This window comes from Sulfitobacter sp. 1A13368 (genome assembly GCF_043557275.1).
Taxonomy (GTDB): domain Bacteria; phylum Pseudomonadota; class Alphaproteobacteria; order Rhodobacterales; family Rhodobacteraceae; genus Sulfitobacter; species Sulfitobacter faviae.
The window spans coordinates 248,408-274,476 of sequence record NZ_JBIFFR010000002.1; the positions used below are offsets into that span (position 1 = coordinate 248,408).

General features: G+C 65.1%; 24 protein-coding genes and 1 riboswitch. Of the genes, 11 read left to right on the forward strand and 13 right to left on the reverse strand.

Going from position 1 to position 26,069, the window contains the following annotated elements; genetic code table 11:
- Positions 1–30: 30 nt before the first annotated feature.
- From ACGYK4_RS04780 to ACGYK4_RS04830, 11 genes are all read right to left on the reverse strand, one after another.
- Positions 31–714: a TenA family protein gene (locus ACGYK4_RS04780; protein WP_394455339.1), complete on the reverse strand. Its 684-nt coding sequence runs from the start codon at positions 712–714 to the stop codon at positions 31–33.
- Positions 711–1,658, reverse strand: coding sequence for an ABC transporter substrate-binding protein (locus tag ACGYK4_RS04785; protein WP_394455340.1), 948 nt, complete (start codon positions 1,656–1,658; stop codon positions 711–713). Before ACGYK4_RS04785 ends, ACGYK4_RS04780 begins: the two co-directional genes overlap by 4 nt.
- Before the next feature lie 37 nt (positions 1,659–1,695).
- Positions 1,696–2,658 (reverse strand): ThiF family adenylyltransferase, encoded by a 963-nt coding sequence (locus ACGYK4_RS04790; protein ID WP_394455342.1) that lies wholly within the window; start codon positions 2,656–2,658, stop codon positions 1,696–1,698.
- The gene (locus tag ACGYK4_RS04795) at positions 2,655–3,251 is read right to left on the reverse strand and encodes a thiamine phosphate synthase (RefSeq protein ID WP_394455343.1); all 597 of its coding nucleotides are present in this window, start codon (positions 3,249–3,251) and stop codon (positions 2,655–2,657) included. Before ACGYK4_RS04795 ends, ACGYK4_RS04790 begins: the two co-directional genes overlap by 4 nt.
- Positions 3,248–4,009, reverse strand: a complete 762-nt coding sequence (locus tag ACGYK4_RS04800) for a thiazole synthase (protein ID WP_394433015.1) — start codon at positions 4,007–4,009, stop codon at positions 3,248–3,250. The genes ACGYK4_RS04795 and ACGYK4_RS04800 overlap by 4 nt, the downstream gene beginning before the upstream one ends.
- Positions 4,010–4,012: 3 nt before the next feature.
- Positions 4,013–4,210, reverse strand: coding sequence for a sulfur carrier protein ThiS (gene thiS / locus ACGYK4_RS04805; protein WP_394455344.1), 198 nt, complete (start codon positions 4,208–4,210; stop codon positions 4,013–4,015).
- Positions 4,200–5,180: an FAD-dependent oxidoreductase gene (locus tag ACGYK4_RS04810; RefSeq protein WP_209218694.1), complete on the reverse strand. Its 981-nt coding sequence runs from the start codon at positions 5,178–5,180 to the stop codon at positions 4,200–4,202. The genes thiS and ACGYK4_RS04810 overlap by 11 nt, the downstream gene beginning before the upstream one ends.
- Complete coding sequence (gene thiD, locus ACGYK4_RS04815) at positions 5,173–5,976, reverse strand: bifunctional hydroxymethylpyrimidine kinase/phosphomethylpyrimidine kinase (RefSeq protein ID WP_394455346.1); 804 nt, start codon at positions 5,974–5,976, stop codon at positions 5,173–5,175. The genes ACGYK4_RS04810 and thiD overlap by 8 nt, the downstream gene beginning before the upstream one ends.
- Positions 5,977–6,043: 67 nt before the next feature.
- Positions 6,044–6,140: riboswitch (TPP riboswitch) on the reverse strand.
- A gap of 111 nt (positions 6,141–6,251) precedes the next feature.
- A complete protein-coding gene (locus ACGYK4_RS04820) occupies positions 6,252–9,581 on the reverse strand; it encodes an error-prone DNA polymerase (protein ID WP_394455347.1) in 3,330 nt (1,109 codons plus the stop codon).
- Positions 9,581–11,068, reverse strand: a complete 1,488-nt coding sequence (locus ACGYK4_RS04825) for a Y-family DNA polymerase (protein WP_394455771.1) — start codon at positions 11,066–11,068, stop codon at positions 9,581–9,583. The genes ACGYK4_RS04820 and ACGYK4_RS04825 overlap by 1 nt, the downstream gene beginning before the upstream one ends.
- Positions 11,016–11,750 carry an ImuA family protein gene (locus ACGYK4_RS04830; RefSeq protein ID WP_394455349.1) on the reverse strand — a complete coding sequence of 245 codons (735 nt, stop codon included), beginning with the start codon at positions 11,748–11,750 and terminating at the stop codon, positions 11,016–11,018. The genes ACGYK4_RS04825 and ACGYK4_RS04830 overlap by 53 nt, the downstream gene beginning before the upstream one ends.
- 137 nt (positions 11,751–11,887) lie before the next feature.
- On the opposite strand from ACGYK4_RS04830, the gene ACGYK4_RS04835 reads away from it, so the two are divergent.
- Entirely contained in the window at positions 11,888–12,526 is a 639-nt protein-coding gene (locus tag ACGYK4_RS04835; RefSeq protein WP_394455351.1) for an SOS response-associated peptidase, read from the forward strand.
- Here ACGYK4_RS04835 and ACGYK4_RS04840 read toward each other — a convergent pair.
- Together ACGYK4_RS04840 and ACGYK4_RS04845 are read right to left on the reverse strand one after the other, a co-directional pair.
- The gene (locus ACGYK4_RS04840; RefSeq protein ID WP_394455352.1) at positions 12,523–13,953 is read right to left on the reverse strand and encodes a UdgX family uracil-DNA binding protein; all 1,431 of its coding nucleotides are present in this window, start codon (positions 13,951–13,953) and stop codon (positions 12,523–12,525) included. The genes ACGYK4_RS04835 and ACGYK4_RS04840 overlap by 4 nt on opposite strands.
- Positions 13,953–15,188, reverse strand: a complete 1,236-nt coding sequence (locus ACGYK4_RS04845) for a putative DNA modification/repair radical SAM protein (RefSeq protein WP_394455354.1) — start codon at positions 15,186–15,188, stop codon at positions 13,953–13,955. Before ACGYK4_RS04845 ends, ACGYK4_RS04840 begins: the two co-directional genes overlap by 1 nt.
- Before the next feature lie 227 nt (positions 15,189–15,415).
- Between ACGYK4_RS04845 and dctP the strand changes: the two genes are divergently transcribed.
- The 10 genes from dctP (at position 15,416) to mnhG (ending at position 26,003) form a co-directional block, all read left to right on the forward strand.
- Entirely contained in the window at positions 15,416–16,387 is a 972-nt protein-coding gene (gene dctP, locus ACGYK4_RS04850) for a TRAP transporter substrate-binding protein DctP (RefSeq protein ID WP_394455356.1), read from the forward strand.
- Between the two features lie 19 nt (positions 16,388–16,406).
- Positions 16,407–16,889, forward strand: coding sequence for a TRAP transporter small permease (locus ACGYK4_RS04855; protein WP_394455357.1), 483 nt, complete (start codon positions 16,407–16,409; stop codon positions 16,887–16,889).
- A 13-nt stretch (positions 16,890–16,902) separates the two neighbouring features.
- A complete protein-coding gene (locus tag ACGYK4_RS04860) occupies positions 16,903–18,207 on the forward strand; it encodes a TRAP transporter large permease subunit (protein WP_394455359.1) in 1,305 nt (434 codons plus the stop codon).
- Positions 18,208–18,382: 175 nt separating this feature from the next.
- Complete coding sequence (locus ACGYK4_RS04865; protein WP_394455360.1) at positions 18,383–19,900, forward strand: malonyl-CoA synthase; 1,518 nt, start codon at positions 18,383–18,385, stop codon at positions 19,898–19,900.
- A 176-nt stretch (positions 19,901–20,076) separates the two neighbouring features.
- Positions 20,077–22,935 carry a monovalent cation/H+ antiporter subunit A gene (locus ACGYK4_RS04870; protein WP_394455361.1) on the forward strand — a complete coding sequence of 953 codons (2,859 nt, stop codon included), beginning with the start codon at positions 20,077–20,079 and terminating at the stop codon, positions 22,933–22,935.
- Between the two features lies 1 nt (position 22,936).
- Positions 22,937–23,284, forward strand: a complete 348-nt coding sequence (locus ACGYK4_RS04875; RefSeq protein ID WP_067260931.1) for a Na+/H+ antiporter subunit C — start codon at positions 22,937–22,939, stop codon at positions 23,282–23,284.
- Positions 23,281–24,825: a monovalent cation/H+ antiporter subunit D gene (locus ACGYK4_RS04880; RefSeq protein ID WP_067260933.1), complete on the forward strand. Its 1,545-nt coding sequence runs from the start codon at positions 23,281–23,283 to the stop codon at positions 24,823–24,825. Before ACGYK4_RS04875 ends, ACGYK4_RS04880 begins: the two co-directional genes overlap by 4 nt.
- Position 24,826: 1 nt before the next feature.
- Positions 24,827–25,327 (forward strand): Na+/H+ antiporter subunit E, encoded by a 501-nt coding sequence (locus ACGYK4_RS04885; RefSeq protein WP_394455362.1) that lies wholly within the window; start codon positions 24,827–24,829, stop codon positions 25,325–25,327.
- Complete coding sequence (locus ACGYK4_RS04890) at positions 25,324–25,611, forward strand: K+/H+ antiporter subunit F (protein ID WP_067630872.1); 288 nt, start codon at positions 25,324–25,326, stop codon at positions 25,609–25,611. The genes ACGYK4_RS04885 and ACGYK4_RS04890 overlap by 4 nt, the downstream gene beginning before the upstream one ends.
- Positions 25,608–26,003, forward strand: a complete 396-nt coding sequence (gene mnhG, locus ACGYK4_RS04895; protein ID WP_394455364.1) for a monovalent cation/H(+) antiporter subunit G — start codon at positions 25,608–25,610, stop codon at positions 26,001–26,003. The genes ACGYK4_RS04890 and mnhG overlap by 4 nt, the downstream gene beginning before the upstream one ends.
- The last annotated feature ends 66 nt before the right edge of the window (positions 26,004–26,069 follow it).

Consider the following 26,069-nt stretch of genomic DNA (forward strand, 5'->3'; position numbering starts at 1 on the left):
GCGCGCCCGATAGATGCACCGCAGGGGCGGTCATGCTGCCGCGGGCGACAGCGCCATGCCCCAAAAGCCAACCTCAAGCGCCGTGGCCGTGTTGAACCGCTCTTGCAAGGTCTTGGCTCGGGGCAGGGTTTGCCAATCCGCGCCCAGACGCCGCGCTAGCGCGCCGTCGATCAGCGCGCCGACATCGCGGCACAGTGCTTGATACTCTTCACCCCCATAAACCGCGCGCCAATCGGCATAGGGGCCGTCATTGCCCCGCAGGGCCAACCCAATCTCACCATAGCCCAGAACGCAGGGGGCGAGGGCGGCCATCAGGTCAAGGAAATCCCCGGAATAGCCCGCCTCCAAAACATAGCGCGTATAGGCGAGGTTGCCGGGAGCCTCTGCCGTGGACTCGAGCGTGGTGCGGTCGATGCCATAGCCTGCGCAGGTCTCTACATGGAGGGGCATCTCCACATGCACGAGCGCATGGACCGTGGCACTCGCGGCGGCCATTTCATCCAGCGTTTCCGCCTTGGCCGCGGCAAGGGCCCAAGCGCGGGCGAAGTGAATCAGGAAAACATAGTCCTGCCGCAGGTAATGCAAATAGCTGGCCTGTGGCAGACTGCCGTTGCCCAACTGTTCGACAAAGTCATGGCGGGTATAGGCCCACCATGTCTCTCCGGCGCCACTGCGCCATGCTGCGAAGGCCTTGCCGTAATCGGGCGCCGTCATGGTTTCGCCTGCGCTGTGACGTCGACCACCAGATCGGCGGCGGGGATCACGGTTTCCACCACGCCGCTTTCCTTCATGAAGGTCTCGAACCGGTCATAGCGCCCGTGGTCCACGGCCGCGGGGCGGGTGGCGAAACGCGGCCATGTGTCTTCCCATGCGCGGGTGTTCAGCTCGTTGCGCAGCTCGACGTCGGAGGCAAAGAAGACCTCTCCGCTGGCGGCCGGGTCGTTCACGATATCGGCGGCGGCCCGTTCGGTGGCACGCAGGAAGCGGGCGATCATGTCGCGGTCCATCTCTTCGGCATGGGCGACATAGATCAACTCGTCATAGGCTGGCACGCCCTCGGCTTCGGGGTAAAAGCAACGGCCCTCATGGCCCTCGATCTGCATCTGGTTCAGCTCGAAATTGCGGAACGCGCCGATCACCCCGTCGACTTGTCCCGACATTAGCGCGGGCGAGATCGACCAGCCGATGTTGATTTGCTCGACCTCGGCAGGCGCCACGCCATTGTGGCTCAGCATCGCATCCAGCAGCATCTCTTGCACGCCCGCCACGGCAAAACCCACCTTTCGGCCCTTCAGGTCCGCCATCTCCTGCACCGGCCCGTCGGCGCGGACCACGAGGCAGGTGAGCGGGGTTTCGACCAGCGTGCCCACACGGCGCAGGTCCAACCCCTCGCGCTGGGCGAGATGCAGTTCCGGTTGATAGGAGACCGCAAGATCGACCCGGCCCGCCGCCACCATGCGCGGCGGCTCATTCGGGTCGGCGGGGGAGACGAGTTCGACCTCTAACCCCGCATCGGTGAAATAGCCCTTTTCCTGCGCCAGAATGATCGGCCCGTGGTCGGGGTTCACGAACCAGTCGAGCATGACGGTCATCTTGTCTTGGGCCAAGGCAGGGGCTGTGATCAGCGTCAGGGCAAGGGGGGCGAGGATGTTTTTCACGAAGGGTCTCCAGTATATCGTTTATGCGGGAAAAGGGTCAGGCGCCGGGGAGGGCGAGTAGGGCGATCTCGCCCGGCCAGCGGGGGCGAAGGGTGTTGGCCGCGTGATGCGCGCGCAGGCCGGTGCGGCAGGCTAGCACGATGCGGGGTGCATCGGCTGGCAACGGCAAGTCCGGCAGCGCCTCGGGCGGGACATGGCGCGCTTGGTCTGAGAAAGGCGCGGGCGCTTCGGCGCGCAGGTCGATGACCATATCGCGCGAGGCGATCTGGCTTTCGGCGATGAAACCCGCGGCGCGCGCAGGCTCGGGCGCGCTGTCGAAACGAAAGCCCGACATGCGCCATTGCGCGGCGTCCCAGATCAAGAGTTGCCCCAGCGGGGAGGGCGTGAGGCCCAGCAGGACCGAGAGCGCCATCTGCGCCTGTGCCGCGCCGATCATCCCGACCACGGGCCCCAAGACGCCCGCCGTGTCACATGTCGCTGCCGCCTGGGGCAGGTCAGGGAAAACAGCGCGGAGCGAGGGGGCACTCCCGCAGAAACCGCCGACATAGCCCGACAGCCCAAGGGCCGAGGCTGAAATCAGCGGTTTGCCCTGCGCGCGGGCTTCGTCCGACAGGGTCAGGCTGGCGGCGAAAGTGTCGGCGCAGTCGAGCGCGATATCGCAGTCCGCCAGCAGGGCGGGCGCATTGGCGGGGGTGAGCCATTCGGCACGCGGCACAAGCGTTACCTCGGGGTTCAGCGCCGCCATCGCCTCGGCGGCGGCACGGACCTTGGGGCTGCCGATACCGTCCATCCGGTAGAGCGGTTGGCGGTGCAGATTGCTCAAGGCCACCTGATCGCCGTCGACCAATGTGATCCGCCCGACACCGGCCCCGACGAGATATTGCAGCACAGGCACCGCCAGCGCTCCGGCACCGACGACCAGCACATGCGCCGCCGTGAGCCGCGCTTGCCCCTCGGCGCCGATCTGCGGCAGAACCGTCTGGCGGACATAGCGGCTCATGCCGTCACCTCAAGCCATTCGCGCATCCGCGCTTCGGGGTCTGCGTGCAGCGTGATATCCGTGACCGCCGCCACCGTATCGGCCCCGGCAGCAAAGGCCCCCGGCGCGCGGGCGACAGACATGCCGCCAATGGCGCAAAGCGGAATGTCCCCGATCCGCGCTTTCCATTCCGTCAGCCGGTCGAGGCCCTGTTCGGTCCATTTCATTTTTTTCAGAATGGTCGGATAGACGGGGCCGAGGGCGATGTAATCGGGGGCGAGGGCCAGCGCGCGGTCAAGCTCGGCATGGTCATGGGTCGACAGGCCCAGCTTCAGCCCGGCGGCGCGGATCGCGGGGATGTCGGCACTGTCCAAATCCTCTTGCCCCAGATGCAGCCAATCGGCTCCCAGTTCAATCGCCAGTTGCCAGTGGTCATTCACCACCAGCAGTGCGCCGTGCTGGCGGCAGAGGTCGAGCGCGGTGGTGATCTCGGCCCGCAGCACCTCTTCGGGCGCGTCCTTGATGCGCAGTTGCACCAGCTTCACCCCCAAGGGCACGGCCCGCGCGACCCATGCGGCACTATCGAAGACGGGGTAGAAACGCGGCAAGCTCATAGCCAAGCCTTTCCAATGACGGGGGTGGAGGGCACGGCCATGTCGCGCTGGCCCATGGGGCCGGAAGCGGCAGCAAGCGCGCCCGCGCGGCAGGCCAGTGCAAAGGCTTCGGCCATGGCGGCGGGGTCTGCGGCCTCGGCCACGGCGGTGTTCAGCAGTACCGCGTCGAACCCCATCTCCAACGCCTGTGCCGCATGGCTGGGCAGGCCGAGACCTGCATCGATCACCATCGCCACATCGGGAAAGGCCGCCCGCAGGCTGCGCAGCCCGTGCAGGTTGTTCAGCCCCAGCCCCGAGCCGATGGGCGCACCCCATGGCATCAGCACCCGGCAGCCCGCATCGACCAGCCGCGCGGCCAGCACCTGATCCTCGGTGGTATAGGGGAAGACCTCGAACCCATCGGCGCAGAGCGCCTCGGCAGCCTCGACCAGCCCGAAGGGGTCAGGTTGCAGGGTGTCGGCATGGCCGATGACCTCGAGCTTGATCCAATTGGTGCCGAAATACTCTCGCGCCATCTGCGCCGTGGTGATCGCCTCGCGCGCGGAATGGCAGCCGGCGGTATTGGGCAGCAGATGCACGCCCAAGCCGCGCACCATGTCCCAAAACGCCTGTCCCGCCCCCTGTTCGCGGCGCAGCGAAACCGTGGCGACCGGCGCGGCGCTTTGGCGAAAGGCGGCCTCCATCACCGCGGGCGAGGGGTAGCGCGCGGTGCCCAGCATCAGCGGCAGGGGCAGGGTGGTGCCGTAGAAATCGCGCATCACTCAGCCCCCCTGCATGGCGCTGAGCACTTCGAGCCGGTCGCCGTCGCTCAGCATGGTCTCGCCCCGCGCGCCTGCGGGAACGAAACTGCCGTTGAGGGCTGTGGCGACTTTTGCCTCGCCCCAACCCAGCTCTGCCAATGCCGCGTTAAGCTGGGAGGCCGCGACCTCACGCGTCTTGCCGTTCACTTCAATCTTCACGGAATAAATCCCCCGTTGTCGCTGTTGCCAGAAAGCCCGCAGCCTGTTCGGCCAAGGCGGGCGCCATGAGAAAGCCGTGCCGGAACAATCCGTTCAGATGCAGCACCGCCCCGCGCTGTACGATGCCGGGCAGGTTGTCGGCGAAAGCCGGGCGCAGGTCGGCGCCCATCTCGATGATCTCGCCCTCGGCAAAGCGCGGGTCGAGCGCATAGGCGGCTGAGAGCAGTTCCAGCGCCGAGCGGGCGGTCATGCCGCTGCGGCTGGCGCTTTCGATCTGGGTCGCGCCCAGCATGTAGATGCCTTGCCCGCGCGGCACGACGTAAAGCGGGTGGCGCGGGTGCAGCAGGCGGATCGGGCGGGTGAGGGCGATCTCGGGCGCGCGCAGCAGGATCATCTCCCCGCGCACGGCACGCAAACCGGGCAGAGCGTCGCGGGCCACCATGCCGCGGCAGTCGATCACCGGGCCTGTGACCTCCGAAGGGGTGAGGGCCGTGGTCTCAACCGTCACGCCCTCGGCGGCCAGCGCATGGGTCAGGTCTTGCAGCGCTTGGCGCGGGTTCAGATGCGCTTCCTCGGCAAAGAACAACCCGCGGCGATGGCGCCCGGCGAGGTCCGGCTCACAGGCAGCGATGGCTTCGGCGTCGCAGTCGCTGTGGCCTTCGGTGCGGGCGGCGAAACGCTGCAATTCCGCGCGGTCCCGCTCGGGGGCGAGGACCAGCGTGCCCCGATGGGTGACTTCCGTGATCTCCCCCCATAGCGCCGCGGCACGCCGTCCATGGGTTACCACCGCAGGCTCGCTCAGCGCGCCTTCGCAAAAGGGGGCGAGCATGCCGCCCGCCCACCACGAACAGCCGTGCGGCCCGGGCGGGCCTTTGCGGTCAACGAGCCGGGGCCGCAGCCCCTGCGCCAGACAGGCCCGCGCGGCCCAAAGCCCTGCCACGCCCGCGCCGATGATGGTGACATCACTCATGGGGCCAAACGCCGTGAAAATGATGGACCGGCCCGTGGCCATGGCCGATGTTGAGGGCGTCCGCCGCGGCAATGGCGCGTTGCAGATAGCTATGAGCGGCTCCCACCGCCTGCGGCAGAGGCAGGCCCCGCGCCAGACCGGCGGCAATGGCGGCAGAGAGCGTGCAGCCGGTGCCATGGGTGTTCGCCGTCTGCTGGCGGGGCGCGGAAAGGCGCAGGGTGTCGGCCTTGGAAATCAGCAGATCGACGCAGGTTTCGCCCTTGCCATGGCCGCCCTTCATCAGCACCGCGCGGGGGCCGAGCGACAGCAGCGCGCGGCCCTGCACGAGCATGGTGGCCTCGTCGGTGGCTTCTTCTGTGTCCAGCAGCCGTGCGGCCTCGGGCAGGTTCGGCGTCAGTACATGGGCGCGGGGCAGCATCCGGTCGCGCAGGGTTTCCACCGCTTCGGCAGAGAGCAGCGCATCGCCGGATTTCGCCACCATCACCGGGTCGAGCACAACGGGCGCGGCGCAGTCGGCCAGCTCCTCGGCCACGGCGGAGATCGTGGCCGGGTCGCCCAACATGCCAATCTTGACCGCGCCGATGGCCAGATCGTCAAAGACCGCCGCCATCTGCGCGCGGATCATCGCAGGCGCGATCATGGCGACCGCGGTGACGGCGCGGGTGTTCTGCGCGGTCACGGCGGTGAGCACGCTGGCCCCATAGGCGCCAAGCGCGCTAAAGGTCTTGAGATCGGCCTGAATCCCCGCCCCGCCGCCGCTGTCGGACCCCGCAATCGTCAGTGCTTGAAACGCCATTCGGCCCCCCATTCGTTAGATGGGCCAAGGGCATGGAGATACGGGGTAAACGAGCGCCCAGATGGGGCTGATGCTTGCTTCCGTTCCCTACGCCGGTACGACCCGGATCAGGTTCGATGGGTCGGTTTTCACCTCTCAGCCTTGCGGCACCCCAACGGATTTCCGGCAGGCTAGCGAGGGGCGTTCATAGGGTCAACAGGGGATCGGTTATTTATTGTGTTTCGTTTTATATCCGTTAGTTGCGGTGCGTACCTCATGCATTGCATGAGGATTCGTTAATGAAAATCCCGCGATTTGGGGATCACCTTGGCATCACGCGGGTGGCCGTGCATGGCCACCTGACCGGGCAGCGGATGGGTCGGGTGATCGCCCCGCGTCGTGATGCCGGGCATCGGTGCTTCCGAGAGCGCGGCCAGCCGGTCAGAGCGGTTCTCGAGCCGCTCGGCCACCACATGTATCACCCGCCCGTCGGTCTGCACGCGGCCCTCCACGACCAGAAGCCGCGACGACATGATCGTGGGACGGTAGAGCTTGAACATGTTTGGCCAGATCACGAGGTTGGCGACGCCAAACTCATCCTCCAGCGTGATGAAACAGACCCCCTTGGCGCTGCCGGGTTTCTGGCGCACCAGCACCAGCCCCGCCAGCTTTACCCGCCGCCCGTGGCCCATGCGCGAAAGGTCCCGGGCCGAGGAGAACCCCTGCGCGGCGAGGCTCCCGCGGTAGAAGGACATCGGATGCGCCTTCAGCGACAGGCGCAGCGTCTGGTAATCGGCGACCACCTGCTCGGCCTTCGGCATCACCGGCAGATGCACCTCCGGCTCCGGGCCGCGGGCCGAGGCTTCGACATGGTCGAAGATCGGCAAGGCGGGCGCGTCGCGCAGCCCTTGGGCCTGCCAGAGCGCTTGGCGCCGGTCGATCCCCATGCTGCGCATCGTGTCGGCGGCGGCAAGCTGGCGGATCGCCTTGGCATCGAGGCCTGCGCGGGTCTTGAGATCTTCGACATCCGCGTAAGGCGCGTCGCGCCGGTCCATGATCCGCGCGCCGGCCTTTTCCTGCAGCCCGTCTACCATGCGCAGCCCCAGCCGCAGGGCGAAACCGTCCCCACAAGGCTCCAGCGTGCAGTTCCAGTCCGAGAGGTTCACGTCGACATCGCGCACCTCGACCTGATGCTCGCGGGCGTCGCGCACGATCTGCGCCGGCGCGTAGAAGCCCATCGGCTGCGAGTTCAAGAGCGCGCAGGCAAAGGCCGCCGGGTAGTGGCATTTCATCCAACTTGAGACATAGACCAGCTTGGCGAAGCTTGCGGCATGGCTCTCGGGAAAGCCGTATTCGCCGAAGCCCTTGATCTGGTCGAAACAGCGCTGCGCGAAGACCGGATCGTAGCCGCGTTTGGTCATGCGGCCCACCATCTTGTCCTGCAGCTTCTCGATCGTCCCGCGCGAGCGGAAGGTGGCCATGGCCTTGCGCAGCTCGTTGGCCTCGGCGGGGGAGAACCGCGCCGCGTCGATGGAGATTTTCATCGCCTGTTCCTGAAAGATCGGCACGCCCAGCGTCCGGCTGAGGATGCTGAACAACTCGTCCTGCGGATAGGCCGGGCCGGGGGCGGGGTAGACGACGCTCTCCAACCCCTGACGGCGGCGCAGGTAGGGGTGGACCATGTCGCCCTGAATGGGGCCGGGGCGGACGATGGCGACTTCGATCACCAGATCATAGAAGACGCGGGGGCGCAGTTTTGGCAGCATGGCCATCTGCGCGCGGCTTTCCACCTGAAAGACACCAAGGCTGTCGCCGCGGCAGAGCATGTCGTAGGTCGGTCGCCCCGTGGCGTCGTCCTCGTGATCCTCCACCGGCACCGTGGCCAGTTCCAGCGGGCGGTCGTAATGCGCCTCGATCAGGTCGAAGCACTTGGCGATGCAGGTCAGCATGCCGAGCGCGAGGATATCGACCTTGAAGATCTGCAAAGCGTCGATGTCGTCCTTGTCCCATTCGATGAAACTGCGCTCGGGCATGGCGCCGTTGCCGATGGGCACGATCTCGGTCAGGGGGCGTTCGGTCAGAATGAAGCCGCCGACGTGCTGGCTCAGGTGCCGCGGCATGCCGATCATCTGGGAGGCGAGTTTCAGCACCATGCGCAGGTAGGGGTCCGACAGGTCCAGCCCCGCCTCGCGGGCGCGGGCATCATCCATCTCACCCTCGAAACTGCCCCAGACGGTGCCGGCGAGTTTCGAGGTCACGTCTTCGGAAAGCCCCATCGCCTTGCCGACCTCGCGGATGGCCGAGCGCGGGCGGTAGTGGATCACCGTGGCGCAGAGCCCGGCGCGGTGGCGGCCGTATTTGCCGTACATGTACTGGATGACTTCCTCGCGCCGCTCATGCTCGAAATCGACGTCGATATCGGGCGGCTCGTCGCGTTCCTCGCTGAGGAACCGCTCGAAGAGCAGGTCATGCACCGCCGGGTCGACCGAGGTGATGCCGAGGCAGAAACAGACGGCGGAGTTGGCCGCCGAGCCGCGCCCCTGACAAAGGATCGGCGGCTCGGCCTCCTCGCGGGCGAAGCGGACGATGTCGTAGATGGTCAGGAAATAGCGCGCGATCTTCTTGGAGGAGATCAGGGCGAATTCCTTCTCGATGGTCTTTTTCACCGCTTCGGGCACGCCTTCGGGGTAGCGCCGGGCCGCGCCTTCCCATGTCAGGCGGGCGAGTTCCTCCATCGGGGGGCGGCCTTCGGGGACGATCTCATGGGGGTATTCATAGGCCAGATCGGTGAGGCGGAAGTCGATCTTGTCCGCCAAGCGGCGCGTCTCGGCTATGGCATGGGGCCAGTCGGCGAAGAGGCGGATCATCGCCTCAGGCGATTTCAGATGCCGCTCGGCATTGGCGGCCAGCAGGTAGCCCGCCTTGGGCACGATCACGCCCTCGCGGATCGCCACCATCACGTCCTGAAGCGGACGGCGGTGGCGGGCGTGGTAGAGCACGTCGTTGGTGGCAAGCAGCCTCAGCCCATGGGCGCGGGCCAGCGCATCCAGCCGGTTGATCCGCGCGCGATCATCGCCGCGGTAGAGGAAGCTCGCCCCGATATGGCGCATCCCCGGCAGCGCTTTCAGCAGCCGCGGCAGGCCCGCGGCGAAGAGGTCGAGGTTTTCGGGCGGCATGACGATCAGGTGCAGCCCTTCGGCATGCCCCTGCAGCATTTCCAGCGTCAGATGGGTCTCGCCCTTTTGCTGCCATTCGCCGTCGACCGATTGCATCTTGCCCGCCGACAGAAGCGTCGAGAGCCGCGCATAGGCGGCGCGGTCCTGCGGATAGGCGAGGATCTCGGTCCCGCAGAGCAGCACCAGACGCGCGCCGATCAGGGGGCGGATATGCGCCTTTTCGGCCTCTACATGCAGCCGCACCACGCCCGCCAGCGTGTTGTGATCCGCGATGCCGAGGCTGTCGTAGCCGTGGTGATGCGCCGTCTCGACCAGATCGACGGCGTCCGAGGCGGCGCGCAGGAAGGAAAAGCAACTGGCCAGCCCGAACTCCACATATTCTGCGCGGGCGGGGGCGGCGAAACCGTCCTCGCCCAAGGTGCGGCGCTTATGTCCCTCCTGCTGCGGCATCAGGCGAACATCCCGTGCAGGAACCAGCGCGGCTCGGCCCCGCGACCGTCGTGGATCACGCCCTCGCGGTAGAGCCAGAAGCGCTGGCCGCCCGCGACCTCCACTTTATAGTAATCGCGCAGCCGGGTGCCGGGGCGGTCGCGCCACCATTCGGGGGCGATCCGCTCAGGCCCCGCGTGGCGGGTGGTCTTGTAGGTGACGCGGCGCCAGTTGAACTGCGAGGGCGGGCCTTCGGGCACGGCGTAGATCACGCGCACCTCCTCGGGCGGGGTCAAGAGGCGCAGCGGGCGCTCGCGCAGCAGCACCGGCGCGGCTGTGGGGGTGGCCTGTAGCGCCGGGGCGCGTTCCTCCACCGCCTCGGGCTTGTGGGTCTCGCGCCACTGCGGCCAGTTCACCTTGTCGCTGCCCAGTTTCGCCACCAGACGGTCGAGAAGCCCAGCCACGTCGGCCGAGGGATCGCGCTTGCCGTCGAGGTGGTCCTGCATCAGCGGCAGCGGCTCGCTGGCCAGCGCCTCCAGCGTCAAAAGATCAAAGCCGAAGCCGCTGTCGATATTCTCCAGCTTGCCGTCGAAGAGCCGGCGCAGATGGGCGGCGTCCCGGCTGGCGCGGGCGGTGGCGGTGTCGAGGCCGCGCCAGTCGCCGTCGATGCGGTAGACGGTCAGCCGCAGCCGCCGCGCGCCCAGTTCCGCCCGGGCCAGTTGCGCGCAGAGGTCCTCGACCAGCGCGGGCAGATGCGGGGCGGGGTCGAGCACCGGTTCGGGCAGGCGGCTGCGGGCCATGAAATGACGGTGATCGGGCGGGGCGTTGAGCGGATCGGCGGCCTTGCCGAGCGCTTTGTCCAGCAGGATAAGCGGGTTGCGCTCGGGCTTCAGGCTGGCGAAGCGGCGCATCAGCGCGGCGCGGGGCAGATCGCTCAGCGCGCCGATGGTCTTGAGGCCAAGCCGGTCCAGCAGCCGCGTGGTCTGGGCGTCGAGCCGCAGGGCGGCGACGGGCAGGGGGGCGAGGGCGGCGCCGACGTCCTCGGCGGTGCAGATCTGCGCGCCGGAGCCGAAACGCGCCAGCGCCTGCGCGGCACCGGGGGTGGGGGCCATGGCGCAGCGCGCGGTCAGCCCCTGCAGGGCAAAGCGGCTGCGGATGTCGCGCAGCATCGCCGCCTCGCCGCCGAAAAGATGCGTGCAGCCGGTCACATCGAGCAGCAGCCCGTGATCGACGTCCCGCGCGGTCCAGGGGCACCAGCGCCGCGCCCAATGCACCAGCCGCTTGATGAGGGCGATATCGCCGTCCAGATCGGCAGGCTCGACATGCAGATCGGGGTGGATCGCCTGCACGTCGACCACCCGCGCGCCCGTCTCGATGCCCCGGGCGCGGGCGGCGGCGCTCAGCCCATGGACCACCGGCCCGTGCGTCCCGTCACGCGACAGGACAACGGGGACCTCATCCCCCGGAACGCTGCGGTATTGGCTGATCACCCGGCGCCAACGCTCCATCGTCAGATCGGGGAACCAGACGGAGACGATCCGCGGCGCGGGGGCTGTGGCGTTTGTCGGGCTCATGATCGGCCACCCAGCGGCCGGGCGCATGGCCGCGCGCGCGAAACAGCTCCAGATCCCAGCGGGCCGCGCCCGGGGCCTGCGGATCGTCGGGATGCGCCTGCGCGGGCAGGGAGGCAATGCGCCAACGCATCCGCGCCGCACTCAGGCCCCCGGGGTCGCCACTGCGGATGAGGTAGAGCGGCACCCCCGAAGCCTCGGCCCGGAGCGACAGCCGCTTGGTGGCGGTGAAATCCAGCACCTCCGGCCCGCCATGCACCTCGCCCACCACGGCTGAGAGGCCGGCACAGGCCGCGCCTTCCTCCATCGTCCAGAGCACGTCGCGCGGATGGCTGGCGGTGACCAGCAGCACCGGCTGCTCCAGCCCGAAAGTTGCAAGGCTCGGGGTATAGGGCGCGCCGTTTTCGCGCCGCGACAGGAAGTCCTGCACCCAAAGCACCGGCCCCTTGCCGCGTGGCAGCAGCGACAGGACGAAGCCACTGGCCGAAGCACTGGCGAAGGCCTGCGGAAAGACATCCGTCAGCGGCGCATGCGTGGCCAGAACCCCCGGTTCGAGCGGTGTCGACGGCCTGCGCCGCGGCAGGGTAAGGACCTGCCCATATGTAGAATCGGTTGTCATGCACGACTCCATATGTTCACATTTTGTTCTATTTATAAATCACGAACTGCGGTGCTGTCAAAGTTCCTGTGGCCTCTTGCCGGGGGCGGGCAAAACCGCATCTAATAAGCCGACGACGGCGGCAAGGGGGCCAACCGATGTGCAATCTTTATTCCCTGACCAAGGGGCAGGACGCGATCCGCGGCTGGTTCGACGGGATCGACGACCAGGCGGGCAATCTGCCGCCCATGCCCGGCATCTACCCCGATTACCCCGCCCCGGTGGTGCGCCATGGCGATAGCGGCCCGGTGCTGGAGATGATGCGGTGGGGCATGCCGTCCCCGGCCTTCGCGCTCAAGGGCAAGAAGACCGACCGCGGCGTCACCAACATCCGCAACATCGCCTCACCGCATTGGCGGCGCTGGCTGGTGCGGGAGCATCGCTGCGTGGTGCCCTTCACCGCCTTTTCCGAGCCGCTGAACCGCCCCGGGGAGCGTTCGCGCCCGGTCTGGTTCGCGCTTGGCGAGGACCGCCCGCTGGCCTTTTTCGCCGGGGTCTGGACGCAGTGGACCTCCGTGCGAAAACTGAAGGACGGGGAGACCACCGATAACCTCTATGGCTTCCTGACGACCGAGCCCAATGCCGAGGTCGCCGCCGTGCACCCCAAGGCGATGCCGGTGATCCTGACCACGCCCAATGAGGTGCAGACGTGGCTCAGCGCCGAGACCGCCGACCTTGCGACGTTGCAACGTCCGCTGCCGGATGGTGCCTTGCAGGTCATCGACCCCGAGGATTAAGCCGCCTCCGCCATCATCCGTGCTGCCATCGCCAGATCCGAGCGGAACTGCGCCTCGGCCTCCTCGCGCACGCGGGGATCGGGCACGCGCAAAAGGTAGGAGGGGTGCAGGGTGATCAGCACCGGAATGCCCTCCGGCCCCGCCTCGATCGTGCCGCGGCGTTTCAGGATGCCCGCGCCCTTGCCGGTCAGGCTCTGCGCCGCCGTGGCGCCCATGGCGAGGATGAGCTTGGGCTGCACCTGCGCCACCTCGGCGTTCATCCACCAGCGGCATTGGTCGATCTCGGGCGTCTCGGGGCGCTGGTGGATACGGCGTTTGCCGCGGGCGGTGAATTTGAAATGTTTGACGGCATTGGTGACGAAAGCCGCCTCGCGGTCGAGGCCAGCCTCGGCGGCCACACGGTCAAACATCTGCCCCGCCGGCCCGACGAAGGGACGGCCCGCGAGGTCTTCCTGATCGCCGGGTTGTTCGCCCACAACCATCAGGTCAGCATGCGTCGGCCCTTCGCCGGGCACGGCCTGCGTGGCGTGGCAATGCAGCGGGCAGCGGGTGCAGGCGCGTATCGCGGACGGAAGCTCTTCCATCGGGCCGTCCCAAGCGGACTCAAAAGCCGAAAGCTGCGCCTGCACCCGGTCCATCCGCGCGGGCGGCAGGGTCGGGGCGGCCTCGGCCATGGCCCGGGCGCGGGCCGGGGCCTCGGCGATCATCTGGGGAATGAAGGCGGCCTCGGGCATGTTCTTCCAGTATTTCTTGGGCATCTCCGACTGCATCGCCTTCACCATCAGGCGGGCGGGATTGAAGATGTTCTGGAAGTAGGTGATCCAAAGCTGCTCGCCCGCGTCCTCGGGCAGGTCGGGCTTGGCGTGGCCCTCCTGAAAGCTGAGCTTGCCGCCCTCGAAGATGGCCGAGACATCGGGCGTCAGGATGCGCCAGTCCATGTCGGAAAACCGCCGCACGAAGAAATCCGCCGTGGGCTCCACCGTGTGATGCGTGGGCTCGAACCATGCGGCGAAGCTGCGACGCGGGGCGTTTGGATCACCGATCTCGCGGAAGCGGACGAAGGCCTTCATCTTGTGCTGACAGCGGCGGACGTTCTTCTCCATCCCGCGCAGCACGGCGAGGTCGGCATCGCCCCGGTCGGACATCAGATGCGGCGCGTCCTTCACGCGCCAGAGGAAGGCATAAAGCCGCGCGAAACGCTCCGGGTCGCTGTGCCAGACCGCCGTTTCGGCCATCGACACGAAGCTGCGCGGCACCGCGACGCGGCCCTTGGTAGTCGGCGCGGCTTCCTCGCCAAACAGGTCGGGGGCGGCGGCATGGTTGCCCCAGAGGATCTGCTCGGGCGGCACGCCCGCGGCCAGAAAGCCGCGCGCCGCCTCGCGCCATGCCTTGGCGGTGCCGATGGGGGGCAGGGAGACGCGGTGCATCAGAACAGGGTCAATTGCTCGGGCGGCGGCGCGAAACGCGCGCGCAGATCGGCGCTGTCGGTGAGGCCGCCGGGGGTCCAGCCCCCCGCGGTGACAAAGGCGCGGGCCTTTTTCATCGAGGCGCCCATGCGGGTCAGGTCTTCGTAGCGCAACGCGCGATGGCGACGGGCGGCGAGAATGCGGTTGACGGTCTTCACCCCGAACCCCGGCACCCGCAGCAGCATCTCGCGGCTGGCGCGGTTGACGTCGAGCGGGAAGTGTTCGCGGTGCACCAGCGCCCAGGCGAGCTTGGGGTCGACCTCAAGATCAAGGTTGCCGTCGCGGGTGACGGAGGTGATCTCATCCAGTTGAAAGTCGTAGAACCGCAGCAGCCAGTCGGCCTGATAAAGCCGGTGCTCGCGTTGCAGGGGCGGGCGGATCAGCGGCAGTTTCGACGAACTGTCGGGAATGGGCGAAAAGGCGGAGTAATAGACCCGTTTCAGCTTGTAGCTGGAATAGAGCCGCGTCGATTGCCCCAGCACCGTGGCATCGTTTGACCCATCCGCGCCGATGATCATCTGCGTCGACTGGCCCGCGGGCGCGAAGCGCGGCGGGCGCTTGCCGGTGAAGGATTGATCTTTGCTCGCCTCTTTCGTCATCCGCACGTTGGCCATGGCGCGGCGGATCTGCTCGGGCTTTTTCTCGGGCGCATATTGCTGCACCGCGCTGTCGGTGGGCAGCTCCACGTTGATCGACAGGCGGTCGGCCAGTCGGCCCGCTTCCTCGATCAACTCAGGCGAGGCGTCGGGGATCGTCTTGAGGTGGATGTAGCCGCGAAAATTCTCCTCGTGGCGCAGCTTGCGGGCGATCTGCACCATGTCCGACATCGTGGCATCGGGTGAGCGGATCACGCCCGAGGAGAGGAACAGCCCCTCGATATAATTGCGGCGGTAGAACTCGATGGTGAGTTTCACCACCTCGTCCACGCTGAAGCGCGCGCGCTCCACGTTCGAGGAGACGCGGTTGATGCAATAGCTGCAATCGTAGATGCAGAAATTCGTCATCAGGATCTTGAGCAGGCTGATGCACCGCCCGTCCGGGGCATAGGCGTGGCAGATGCCGCTGCCTTCATTGGAGCCCAGCCCCTTGCCATCGCGCGAGTCGCGTTTGGTGGAGCCCGAGGAGGCGCAGGAGGCGTCGTATCTCGCCGCGTCGCTGAGAATCGCCAGTTTCTGATCGAGGGTCTGTTTGGTCATGCGTTCTATATATGTTCTCAACGGGGCGGCGTCATTAATCTATCTTAATGCCGCGACAATTTGCGCGGGGGGCTGCTGAGGGGGCGGGGTAGCCCCGTGGCGCCGAGATTAAATTGACGTAGGGAGATCTAGTCGCTACCAATTATATGCAGATACATATTATGCATTTGCATGCGAGGGCACCGAGGCAAAGATCGCGGGCTTTTGATCACAACTGGGAGACGACCATGAAAACAACAACCACGCTTAGCGCGGCGGTCTTTGCCGTCAGCACATTTGCCACCGGCAGCATCGCTCAGGCCGAAGAAGTGACCCTGCGCGCCGTTTCGGCCTTTACCCTTGGCACCGCTTTTAGCCGCGAGTTCGAGTCCTTTGTCGAGTGGATCAACGAGAACGGCAAGGGGGTCGTGCAGATCAATCTGGTCGGCGGTCCTGAGGCCGTGCCGCCTTTTGAACTGGGCAATGCGGTGCAGTCCGGCGTCGTCGACATCGCCAACAACACCACGGCCTATTACCCCAACCTGCTGCCCACCGGCGACGCACTGCATCTGGCCGAGAACACCATTCAAGACCAGCGCGCCAATGGCTGCTATGAACTGGTCGACCGTATCCATCAAGAGCAGATGAACGTGAAATACCTCGCCCATGCGGGCGACGGGATCGGCTATCACCTCTATCTCACCAAACCGGTCGAGGGGCCGGATCTGAGCGGTCTGACCATCCGCACCACGCCGGTTTACCAAGCGATGTTTACGCAGCTTGGTGCCAACCTCGTGCGGACCGCGCCGGGCGAGGTCTACAGCGCGCTGGAGCGTGGTGCGATTGACGGCTACGGCTGGCCCTCGCAGGGGGTGCTGGACCTTGGTTGGGACGAGCAGACGAAATACCGTGTCGACCCGAGCTTTTACAACGTCGATGTCAACGTGCTGGTGAACCTTGATACTTGGAACGGGCTAACGGAGGCGCAGCGCGCCAAGCTGGCCGAAGGTGCCGCTTGGATGGAAGAGCTGAACAACGACAACGCGGATCGCAACGCCTCGGAATATGCGGCGCAGGCCGAGGCGGGTATCGAGACGATCACCTTCGGCGAGGCCGATGCCGAGACTTGGATCGCTGCCGCCCGCGATGCCGGTTGGGCCGCGGTGGAAGAGGTCGATGCCGATCTTGCGCAGCAGATGCGCGCCTGCATGACCAAGTGATCCTCCAATGATCTCTAGAATGTTTGACCGGACACTCCGGGGGCTGGCCGTCTTTTCGGCTGGTATCCTCGGGGTGATCGCGGTGTTCATCGCTCTCAATGTTGTGCTGCGCAATCTTGGCCTGCCGGTGGTCTATGGCGCGCTGGATGCTATCCAATACGCGCTGATGATCGCCACCCTCCTTGGCGCGCCCTGGGTGCTGTCGATCGGTGGCCATGTGAAGGTCGATCTGATCACCAGCAATCTTGCGCCACGCACGGCCTATGTGCTCACCCGTCTTACTAGCGCCATCGGCGCTGTCACGGCGGGGGTGTTGGGGTGGTACGGATTGCAAGCGGTGCTGGCGTCGGCCGCCCGGGGGTCAATGATCCGCACGTCATTCGTCATCCCGGAATGGTGGATGCTGGCCTTTGTGCCGCTGTCATTGGCGCTTTGCACGATTATTTTTATCCGCCGCCTTTTCTATCCGGAAACGGCCGAGCGTAGTCTGAGTGGTCTTTGAGATGGATTGGGCTTTGATCCTGACGCTCATGCTGGGCAGCCTCGCGGTGCTTTTGCTGATCGGCTTGCCGGTCGCCTTTGCCTTTATCGCCGTGACCACCGTGGGCGCATACTTCGTGCTGGGTGGCGAACGTGGCATTCTGCAGCTGGCGCGCAACTCGGCGCAATCGGTGGCGAATTTCCAGCTTGCCCCGATACCCCTGTTCATCCTGATGGGGGAGATTCTCTTCCAGACCGGGGTGGCGCACCGCGCCATCGACGCCATCGAGCGGGTGGTGACGCGGATCCCGGGCCGCATGTCAGTGGTGACGATCTTTGGCGGCACGATCTTTGCGGCACTCTCAGGCTCGACCATCGCCAATACCGCGATGCTGGGCGGCACGCTGCTTCCGGGGATGCTGAAACGCGGCTACCACCCGTCGATGGCCATGGGGCCGATCATGGCTTCGGGGGCGATTGCGATGCTGATCCCACCGTCGGCGCTGGCGGTTCTGGTGGGCTCGCTCGCCGGTATTTCTATCGCGGGGCTGCTGATCGCGGGGGTACTTCCGGCCCTGCTGCTGGCGGTGCTTTTTGTGGCCTATGTGGTGGGGCGCAGTGTATTGGACCCAAAGGTCGCGCCGCCCGATGTTTACGAGGATATGTCGCTGCGCGACCGGTGGACGCCTTTTGCGATCTATGTCTTGCCGCTGACGGTACTTTTCGCGGTGGTAATCGGCTCTTTGCTGGCAGGGATCGCCACACCCACGGAGAGCGCTGCGCTGGGCAGTATCACGGCGGTGATCATCGGGGCAGCCTATCGGGCCTTGAGTTGGGAGAAGATGGGCCGTGCTCTGATGGAGACGCTGAAACTGTCGGTGATGATCCTGTTCATCATTGCGGCGAGCCAGACCTTTGCGCAGGTGCTAAGCTTTTCTGGCGCGACCAACGGGCTGATCAATGCAATCAACGCCGTCGATCCGACGCCTTTGATGGTGCTTTTGGGGATGATCGCGATCCTGCTGTTTCTGGGGTGTTTCATCGATCAAGTGTCGATGTTGATGGTGACGGTCCCGGTTTTCGTGCCCTTGGCGGGCGCGATGGAGATCAACGAGCTGACCCTCGGCGTGGTTTACCTACTGACCATGGAGATCGGTCTGCTGACTCCGCCTTTCGGGCTGCTTCTCTTCGTCATGCGGGGCGTGGCGCCCGAAGAGATCCGGATGCCGCAAATCTATGCCTCGGTGATGCCCTTTTTGTTAATCAAGCTCTTCGTGCTGGCGCTGGTCGTCTGGCTGCCGGGCATCGGTACTTGGTTGCCGGGCTTAATGGGCCGCTAATCCGCAGGGCGACGCGTCCGAGCGTCGCCCTACAAGCTATTGCCTCGGTTCAACATTTCCCCTCACCGCAGCCGCACGCAGCCCTCCGCCCGCTTGCATTACCCTGCGTAATACGATTGTAATCCGGCGAGGAGGCAATCGGCTTTCCCAAGAACAACACGTGAGGAGCACCGTGATGGCAAACCCCCTTTATGACACTCTGTTTGGCCGTCACGCTGGCAAGACGACCGCCTTTTTGCACCTTGAGGGCGGGGTGACGCTGACCCATGCGGGCTTTCTGAGCCGGGCGGGCCGCTTTGCCAATGTGCTGTCTGGGCTGGGGGTGAAGCCGGGTGACCGGCTCGCGGTGCAGATCGACAAATCCGCGGATGCGCTGGCGCTCTATGCCGCTTGCGTGCAGGCGGGGGTGATCTTTCTGCCGCTGAACCCGGCCTATACGGCGGATGAGGTGCGCTATTTCGTGACCGACAGCGGGGCGGCGGCTTTCGTCTGCCAGCCTGCGCGGCGCAATGAGATGGCGCCGCTGGCCAAGGACACGGGCTGCCAGCTTGAGACGCTGGGCACCGAAAACGATGGCAGCTTTGCGGACCGCGCAGCCTCGGCCCCCGATCAGTTCGAGACCGTCGCGCGTGGGGCTGATGATCTGGCGGCCTTCCTCTATACCTCCGGCACGACGGGGCGCTCAAAGGGGGCAATGCTGACGCAGGCGAACCTTTTGTCCAACGCGCAGACGCTGGCCGATCTGTGGCGTTTTACCAATGCGGATGTGCTGCTCCATGCGCTGCCGATCTTCCATACCCACGGGCTGTTCGTGGCGACCAATGTGACGCTGGTGGCGGGGGGCGCGATGATCTTTATGCCCAAGCTCGACATCGACCGATTGATCGACCGGATGCCCCATGCCACCGCGATGATGGGGGTGCCCACCTTCTACACCCGGCTGTTGGACGACGCGCGTTTTACCAGCGAGACGGCGGCGAATATGCGGCTGTTCATCTCGGGCTCCGCCCCGCTGTTGGCGGAAACCCATGTGGATTTCGAGACCCGGACTGGCCACCGTATCCTTGAGCGTTACGGCATGACCGAGACCAATATGAACACCAGTAACCCCTATGAGGGCGAGCGCCGTGCGGGCACCGTGGGCCTGCCGCTGCCGGATGTGGAGTTGAAGATCACCGACCCCGAAACCGGTGCGACCCTGCCGGATGGCGAGATCGGCAGCATCGAAGTTCGGGGGCCGAATGTCTTCAAGGGCTATTGGCAAATGCCCGAGAAGACTGCCGCCGAATTGCGCGAAGACGGGTTTTTCATCACCGGCGATCTGGGGCGGCGCGATGCGGATGGCTATGTCACCATCGTGGGCCGCGACAAGGATCTGATCATTTCAGGCGGCTATAACATCTACCCCAAGGAGGTCGAACTGCTGCTCGACGACCAACCGGGCGTGTTGGAAAGCGCGGTGATCGGCGTACCGCACCCCGATTTCGGCGAAAGCGTCGTGGCGGTGCTGGTGGCACGCCGGGGTGTGGAACTGGATCTGGAGCAGATCGCCGCCGACGTGGCCGGATCGCTGGCCAAGTTCAAACAGCCCCAAAAGTTGATCGTGCTGCCGGAACTGCCGCGCAACACGATGGGCAAGGTGCAGAAGAACGTGCTGCGCGAAAACTACCGGGACCTCTTCCAACCGGAGTGACACGGCCCGAGGGGGACTGTCGGACGGGCAAAGGCACGGGCATCCCCCTCCCACGGGGCAGGGCGGGGGGGCGTAACCTGCGACAATCTGGCGTTTAATACCCGGTTTCGCTTGAGGTGCCGGGAAAATTTCTACAGAACGTGGTGACCTTTCAGTCCGCTAGATCAGGAGTTCGCGTGTCCCTCTTCCTTATCGTTGCCTTGCCTTTCCTTGGTGCTTTGCTACCCGGACTGATGAATTCCGCAGGGCGCCAAGCCTGCGCCGGGGTCACCTTCATGGTTACCCTCGTGGCCTTTGTGGGCCTGCTCACCCATCTGCCCGCCGTGCTGGCCGGAGAAGTGCTGACCGCGCGGGTTGATTGGATTCCGCAGCTTGGTCTGAACCTGACCTTGATGCTCGACAGTCTTGGCTTTTTCTTTGCCTGTCTGATCCTTGGCATCGGTCTGCTCATCATCGCCTATGCGCGTTCTTACCTGTCGCGCGACGATCATATGGGTGAGTTTTTCACCTATCTCTTGCTCTTCCAAGGTGCGATGGTCGGCATCGTTCTAAGTGATAACGTGTTGATCCTGCTGATCTTTTGGGAGCTGACCTCGCTGTCCTCCTTCCTGCTGATCGGCTATTGGAAGCATCTCCCCGAAGGCCGCCAAGGCGCGCGGATGGCGCTGACCGTGACGGGCATGGGCGGGCTTGCCATGATCGGTGGCATGCTGCTGCTGGGGCAGATCGTCGGCAGCTATGACCTGAGCGTGATCTTGGAAAACCGCGAGGCGATCCAAGCCTCGCCGCTCTATCTGCCTGCGCTGATCCTGATCCTGCTGGGCTGTTTCACCAAATCGGCGCAGTTTCCCTTCCACTTCTGGCTGCCCCACGCCATGGCCGCGCCCACGCCGGTCTCGGCCTATCTGCACTCCGCCACGATGGTGAAGGCGGGGATCTTCCTCATGGCGCGGATGTGGCCGGTGCTTTCGGGCACGCCGGAGTGGTTCGTCATCGTCACCACGGCGGGGCTGATCACCATGGTGCTGGGTGCGGTGATCGCGCTGTTCAAACATGACCTGAAGGCGCTCTTGGCTTTCTCGACCGTCAGTCACCTTGGTCTGATTACCATGCTTCTGGGCACTGGCACGGCCTTTGGCGCGCTGGCGGCGGTGTTTCACATCCTGAACCACGCGACCTTCAAGGCGGCACTCTTTATGTCGGCGGGGATCGTGGATCACGCGGTGCATACGCGCGACATCCGCCGTTTGGGCGGACTGCGGCATCTGATGCCGGTGACCTTCGTGATCGCCACGCTGGCGTCGCTTTCGATGGCGGGAATCCCGCTGTTCAATGGCTTCCTGTCGAAAGAGATGATGCTGGAAGAGACGCTGCACACCACGCTTTTCGATCTGCCGTGGCTGGTGCCTGCGCTTGCGACCTTTGGCGCGCTCTTCTCTGCGGCCTATAGCTTCCGGCTGATCGGCCATACTTTCCTTGGCAAAGAGCGCGACGACTATCCCGACCATCCGCATGACCCCAAGCCCGGCCTCTGGCTGCCGCCAGCGCTCTTGATCATCCCCGTGGTGGTGATCGGCCTCGCGCCGTTTCTGGCCGAGCCTTTCGTCAAGCTGGTGACCGTTTCTGTCCTTGGCGATGCGGCCGAGATGTCTTCTGCGCATTTCAAAATCTGGCACGGGCTGGGTCCGGCGCTTTATATGTCGATCATCGCGGTCGTGGGCGGGCTGATCCTGCTTGCGCTCTTCACCCCCTTGCTGCGCGTCTGGGATGCCGCACCCCGGCCCGAAGCCAAGCGCATCTTTGACCGGATCATCGCGGCGTCTGTCGGCCTGTCGCAGGCGGTATCGCTGCGGCTGCACAACGGGGCTTTCTCACGCTATGCCGCCGTGATGGCGGTGACCGTCGTGGGCGTGGGCTATTACGCTTGGGCCACCGGCACGGTGGGCGCGGCGAGCCGCGCGCTGCAACCGACGAACGCCGTGCAGATCGCGGGCTGGCTGATGCTGGTCGCGGCGGCCTGCGGCCTTGTCTTCCTGCACCGCAACCGTCTGTTGTCACTGATCCTGATCGGCATCGTCGGGCTGATCGTATCGGCTGGTTTCGTTTTCTTCAGCGCGCCTGACTTGGCGATGACCCAGCTGACGGTCGAGGTGGTGACGATCATCCTGCTGCTCTTGGCGCTGAACTTCCTGCCCAACCGCACACCGATCGAAAGCAGCGTGCTGCGCCGGACGCGGGACGTTGTCGTCTCCCTCGCGGCGGGGGCGGCGACCATGGCACTGTCCTATCACTACCTGCTGCGCGACACCGTGGCGCCGAGCATTTCCGAATTCCACCTCGCCAACTCCTACAAGGGCGGCGGCGGCACCAATGTGGTGAACGTGATCCTCGTCGATTTCCGGGGCTTTGACACCTATGGTGAGATCATCGTGCTGGGCATTGCCGCCCTGCTGATCTACGCGCTGACCGAGACGCTGCTCTCGGGCCCGGTGCGGGCGCGTTTGCTGAACCGCAAGCCCGACCAGCCGCGCGCGGGCGACCGGCACCCGATGATGATGGTGGTGATGACCCGCGTGATCATGCCGGTGGTGCTGATGGTGGGTTTCTACATCTTCCTGCGCGGCCATAACGAGCCGGGCGGCGGTTTCATCGCCGGTCTGATCGTCTCCATCGCTGTGGTGATGCAATATATGGCCAGCGGCTTTGCCTGGGCCTCGGCACGGCTGCGTTATCCCTATCATGGGATCATCGGCACCGGCGTCTTGATCGCGGGGCTGACGGGGATCGGATCGTGGCTCTTTGCCAAACCCTTCCTCACGTCGGACTTCACCTATGTGCGCATCCCGCCCTTCGACAAGTTCGAACTGGCGACGGCGGCGCTGTTCGATCTGGGCGTGTTCCTTGCCGTAGTGGGGGCGGTGATGCTGTCGCTCGAAAGCTTCTCGCGGCTGGCGCGCCGGGCGCATGTGCCCGAGGCCGATCACCCGATGGACATCGACCCATCGCGCGAAGACAACACCAAGGCGGAGGCATAGCATGGAACTTCTCGTCGCATCCGCCATCGGCATCCTGACGGCCTCTGGCCTCTATCTCGTGCTGCGCTTGCGGAGCTTTCCCGTCATCATGGGCACATCGCTGCTGACCTATGCGGTGAACGTCTTTCTCTTTGCCTCGGGCCGTTTGACCGTGGGCGCGCCGCCGATCCTGAGCGATGCCGCGCGCTATACCGATCCGCTGCCCCAAGCGCTGGTGCTGACCGCCATCGTGATTTCCTTTGGCATGACCGCCGTGGTGGTGATGATCGCCCTCGGGGCCTATCTGGGCAATAAGGACGATCATGTGGACGAGCCGCTGACCGATACCAAGGCGGAGGACCGCACATGACCCATTGGCTGATCCTGCCCATCGTGCTGCCTGCGTTTATCGCGCCTTTCATCATTCTGGCCGCACGCTATCACATCACCATCCAGCGGGTGCTGTCGCTGTTTGGCGCGCTTGCGCTGGTCGTCGTGGGGCTTGGCCTCTCTGTCGAGGCGGCGAGCGGCAATGTCATGCTCTACCGTCTCAGCGATTGGGCCGCGCCCTTTGGCATCGTGCTGGTCGGCGACCGCCTGTCGACGCTGATGGTCACGCTGACGGCGGTGCTGGCGCTGTTTGTACTGCTCTATGTCATCGGCTCCAAATGGGACGAACGCGGGCGGCATTTTCATGCGCTGTTCCAGTTCCAGCTGATGGGGATCATGGGCGCCTTCCTGACGGGCGACCTTTTCAACCTCTTCGTCTTTTTCGAAGTGCTGCTGATCGCCTCCTACGGGTTGATGATCCACGCCGGTGGCACGCCGCGCCTGCGGGCGGGGGTGCAATATGTGCTCTATAACCTGCTGGGCTCGACGCTGTTTCTCTTTGCGCTTGGCGCCATCTATGCCGAGACGGGAACGCTCAACATGGCCGATCTGGCGCAGCGCGTTGCCCTGATCGACGCAGGCGCGACCGTGGGCATCCGCATCGCGGCGGTGCTGCTCTTGATGGTCTTCGCGGTCAAAGCCGCTGTGGTGCCGCTGCATTTCTGGCTCCCGTCGAGCTATGCCGAAGCGCCCGGCCCGGTGGCGGCGCTTTTCGCTATCATGACCAAGGTCGGCGCCTATGCGATCATCCGCGTCTATACGCTGATCTTCCCGCCAGAACTGGCCGTGACGGCGGATCTGCACACGACATGGCTGCTACCTGCCGCACTGCTGTCGCTGGCGCTTGGCATGATCGGCGTACTGGCGGCCAAACAGTTGGACCGTATGGTGGCCTTTTCCGTCATCGGCTCCATGGGCATGGTGATGATCTCGATCGCGCTGTTCACGCCCGAGGGGATCGCCGCGGCGCTTTATTATATCGTGCATTCGACACTGGCCGCGGGCGCGCTGTTCCTGATTGCCGATCTGGCGCGGGCAGGGCGCGACAACCTTGACCTGACGGCGCAGCCGCAGGTGGCGGGGGCCAAGCTGACTTCGGCCTTGTTCTTTGTTGCCGCCATCGCCATGGTCGGCGTGCCGCCGCTCTCGGGCTTTCTGGGCAAGCTGCTGATCATGGATGCCGCCGCCGCCAGTGATGCTTGGGTCTGGATCTGGGCCGTTATCTTGGGCGCGAGCCTTTTGAGCCTCGTGGGCTTTGGCCGCGCGGGCAGCGTGGTCTTCTGGAAAGCGCGCAGCGTCACGCCGGAGGAGGGGGCAACCCCGGCCGAGCGCCCCTCGGCGCTGAGCTATGTCGCGGTGGGCGGGCTCTTGGCCCTGCTGGTGGCACATACCCTGCTGGCCGGACCGGCCACCCAATATGCCACCGCGATTTCAAAGCAATTGTTCGGGCCGGAACGTTACCTGACCACCGTGTTGGAGACCCCCGGCAAACTGTCGGACGGCAAAGAGGAGGCCCATTGACATGATGCGACCGATCCGTTGGCTTTTGCCGCACCCGTTTCTGACCCTGCTGCTGACGGCGGTGTGGATCCTGCTGCAAAACAAGTTCAGCGCAGGCATGTTGGTCTTTGGCCTGATCCTTGGCATCGTGATCCCGATCCTGACCGCGCGCTGGTGGACCGACCGCGCGCAGGGCATCCGCCCGCTGCGGATGCTGGCCTATGTGCTTTTGGTGATCTGGGACATCGTTATTGCCAATATTCAAGTGGCCTGGATCATCCTGACCAAATCCAACGCCAGCATGTCGCCCGCTTGGGTTGTCGTGCCGCTGGACCTGAAAGAACCCGAGGCGATCACGATCCTGATGGGCACCATCACGCTGACCCCCGGCACCGTCTCGGCGGACCTGTCGGACAACGGGCGCTACCTTTTGGTACACGCGCTGGACGCGAGCGACCCCGACGCGGTGCGTGATGAGATCAAAGACCGCTACGAACGCCGCTTGAAGGAGATTTTCGTATGACCCAAGCGACCGACCTTTTGACGCTGGCGCTCTACGGCGCGCTGACCCTCGTCGCCATCGCGCAGTTCATGGCGATGATCCGTTTGTGGATCGGCCCTGGCACCGGGGACCGCATTCTGGCGCTGGACACGATGTTCATCAACGCCATCGGCATCATCGTTTTGCTGGGCATCCTACAGGGCACGCAGATCTATTTCGAGGCCGCGCTGATCATCGCCATGCTCGGCTTCGTCTCGACCGTGGCCTATGCCCGTTTCGTTCTGCGCGGAGATATCATCGAATGAGCCCCGACGTCATCGCCACCTATTTCGTTATCGCGCTGCTGGTGATCGGCAGTTTCTTTGTGCTTGTCGCCGGGATTGGCCTGCTCAAGCTGAATGATCCCATGACCCGTCTGCACGCGCCGACCAAGGCCGCGACGCTGGGGATCGGGGCCTATCTGCTGGCGGCCATGGTGAACTCTTTCCTTTCGGGCACGGGGTCGCTGCATGAGCTGCTGATCATGGCCTTCATCTTTGTCACCGCGCCGGTCTCGGCCAATTTCATGGCCAAGGCGAATATCCACCGCCGCGATTGCCTGCCGCATCCGCCCGAACTGCCGGATGGGGATACTTGGGCCACATTGAACGTGCCGGAAGAAGACCGCGAGATCGAAGAGACTTGGCCCAACGCCTGAGGGGGTGGGCCAAGGTCGGATTCATTTCAAACTGTTACGATGGTGGAAACCTTTTCCTGCCAGCAT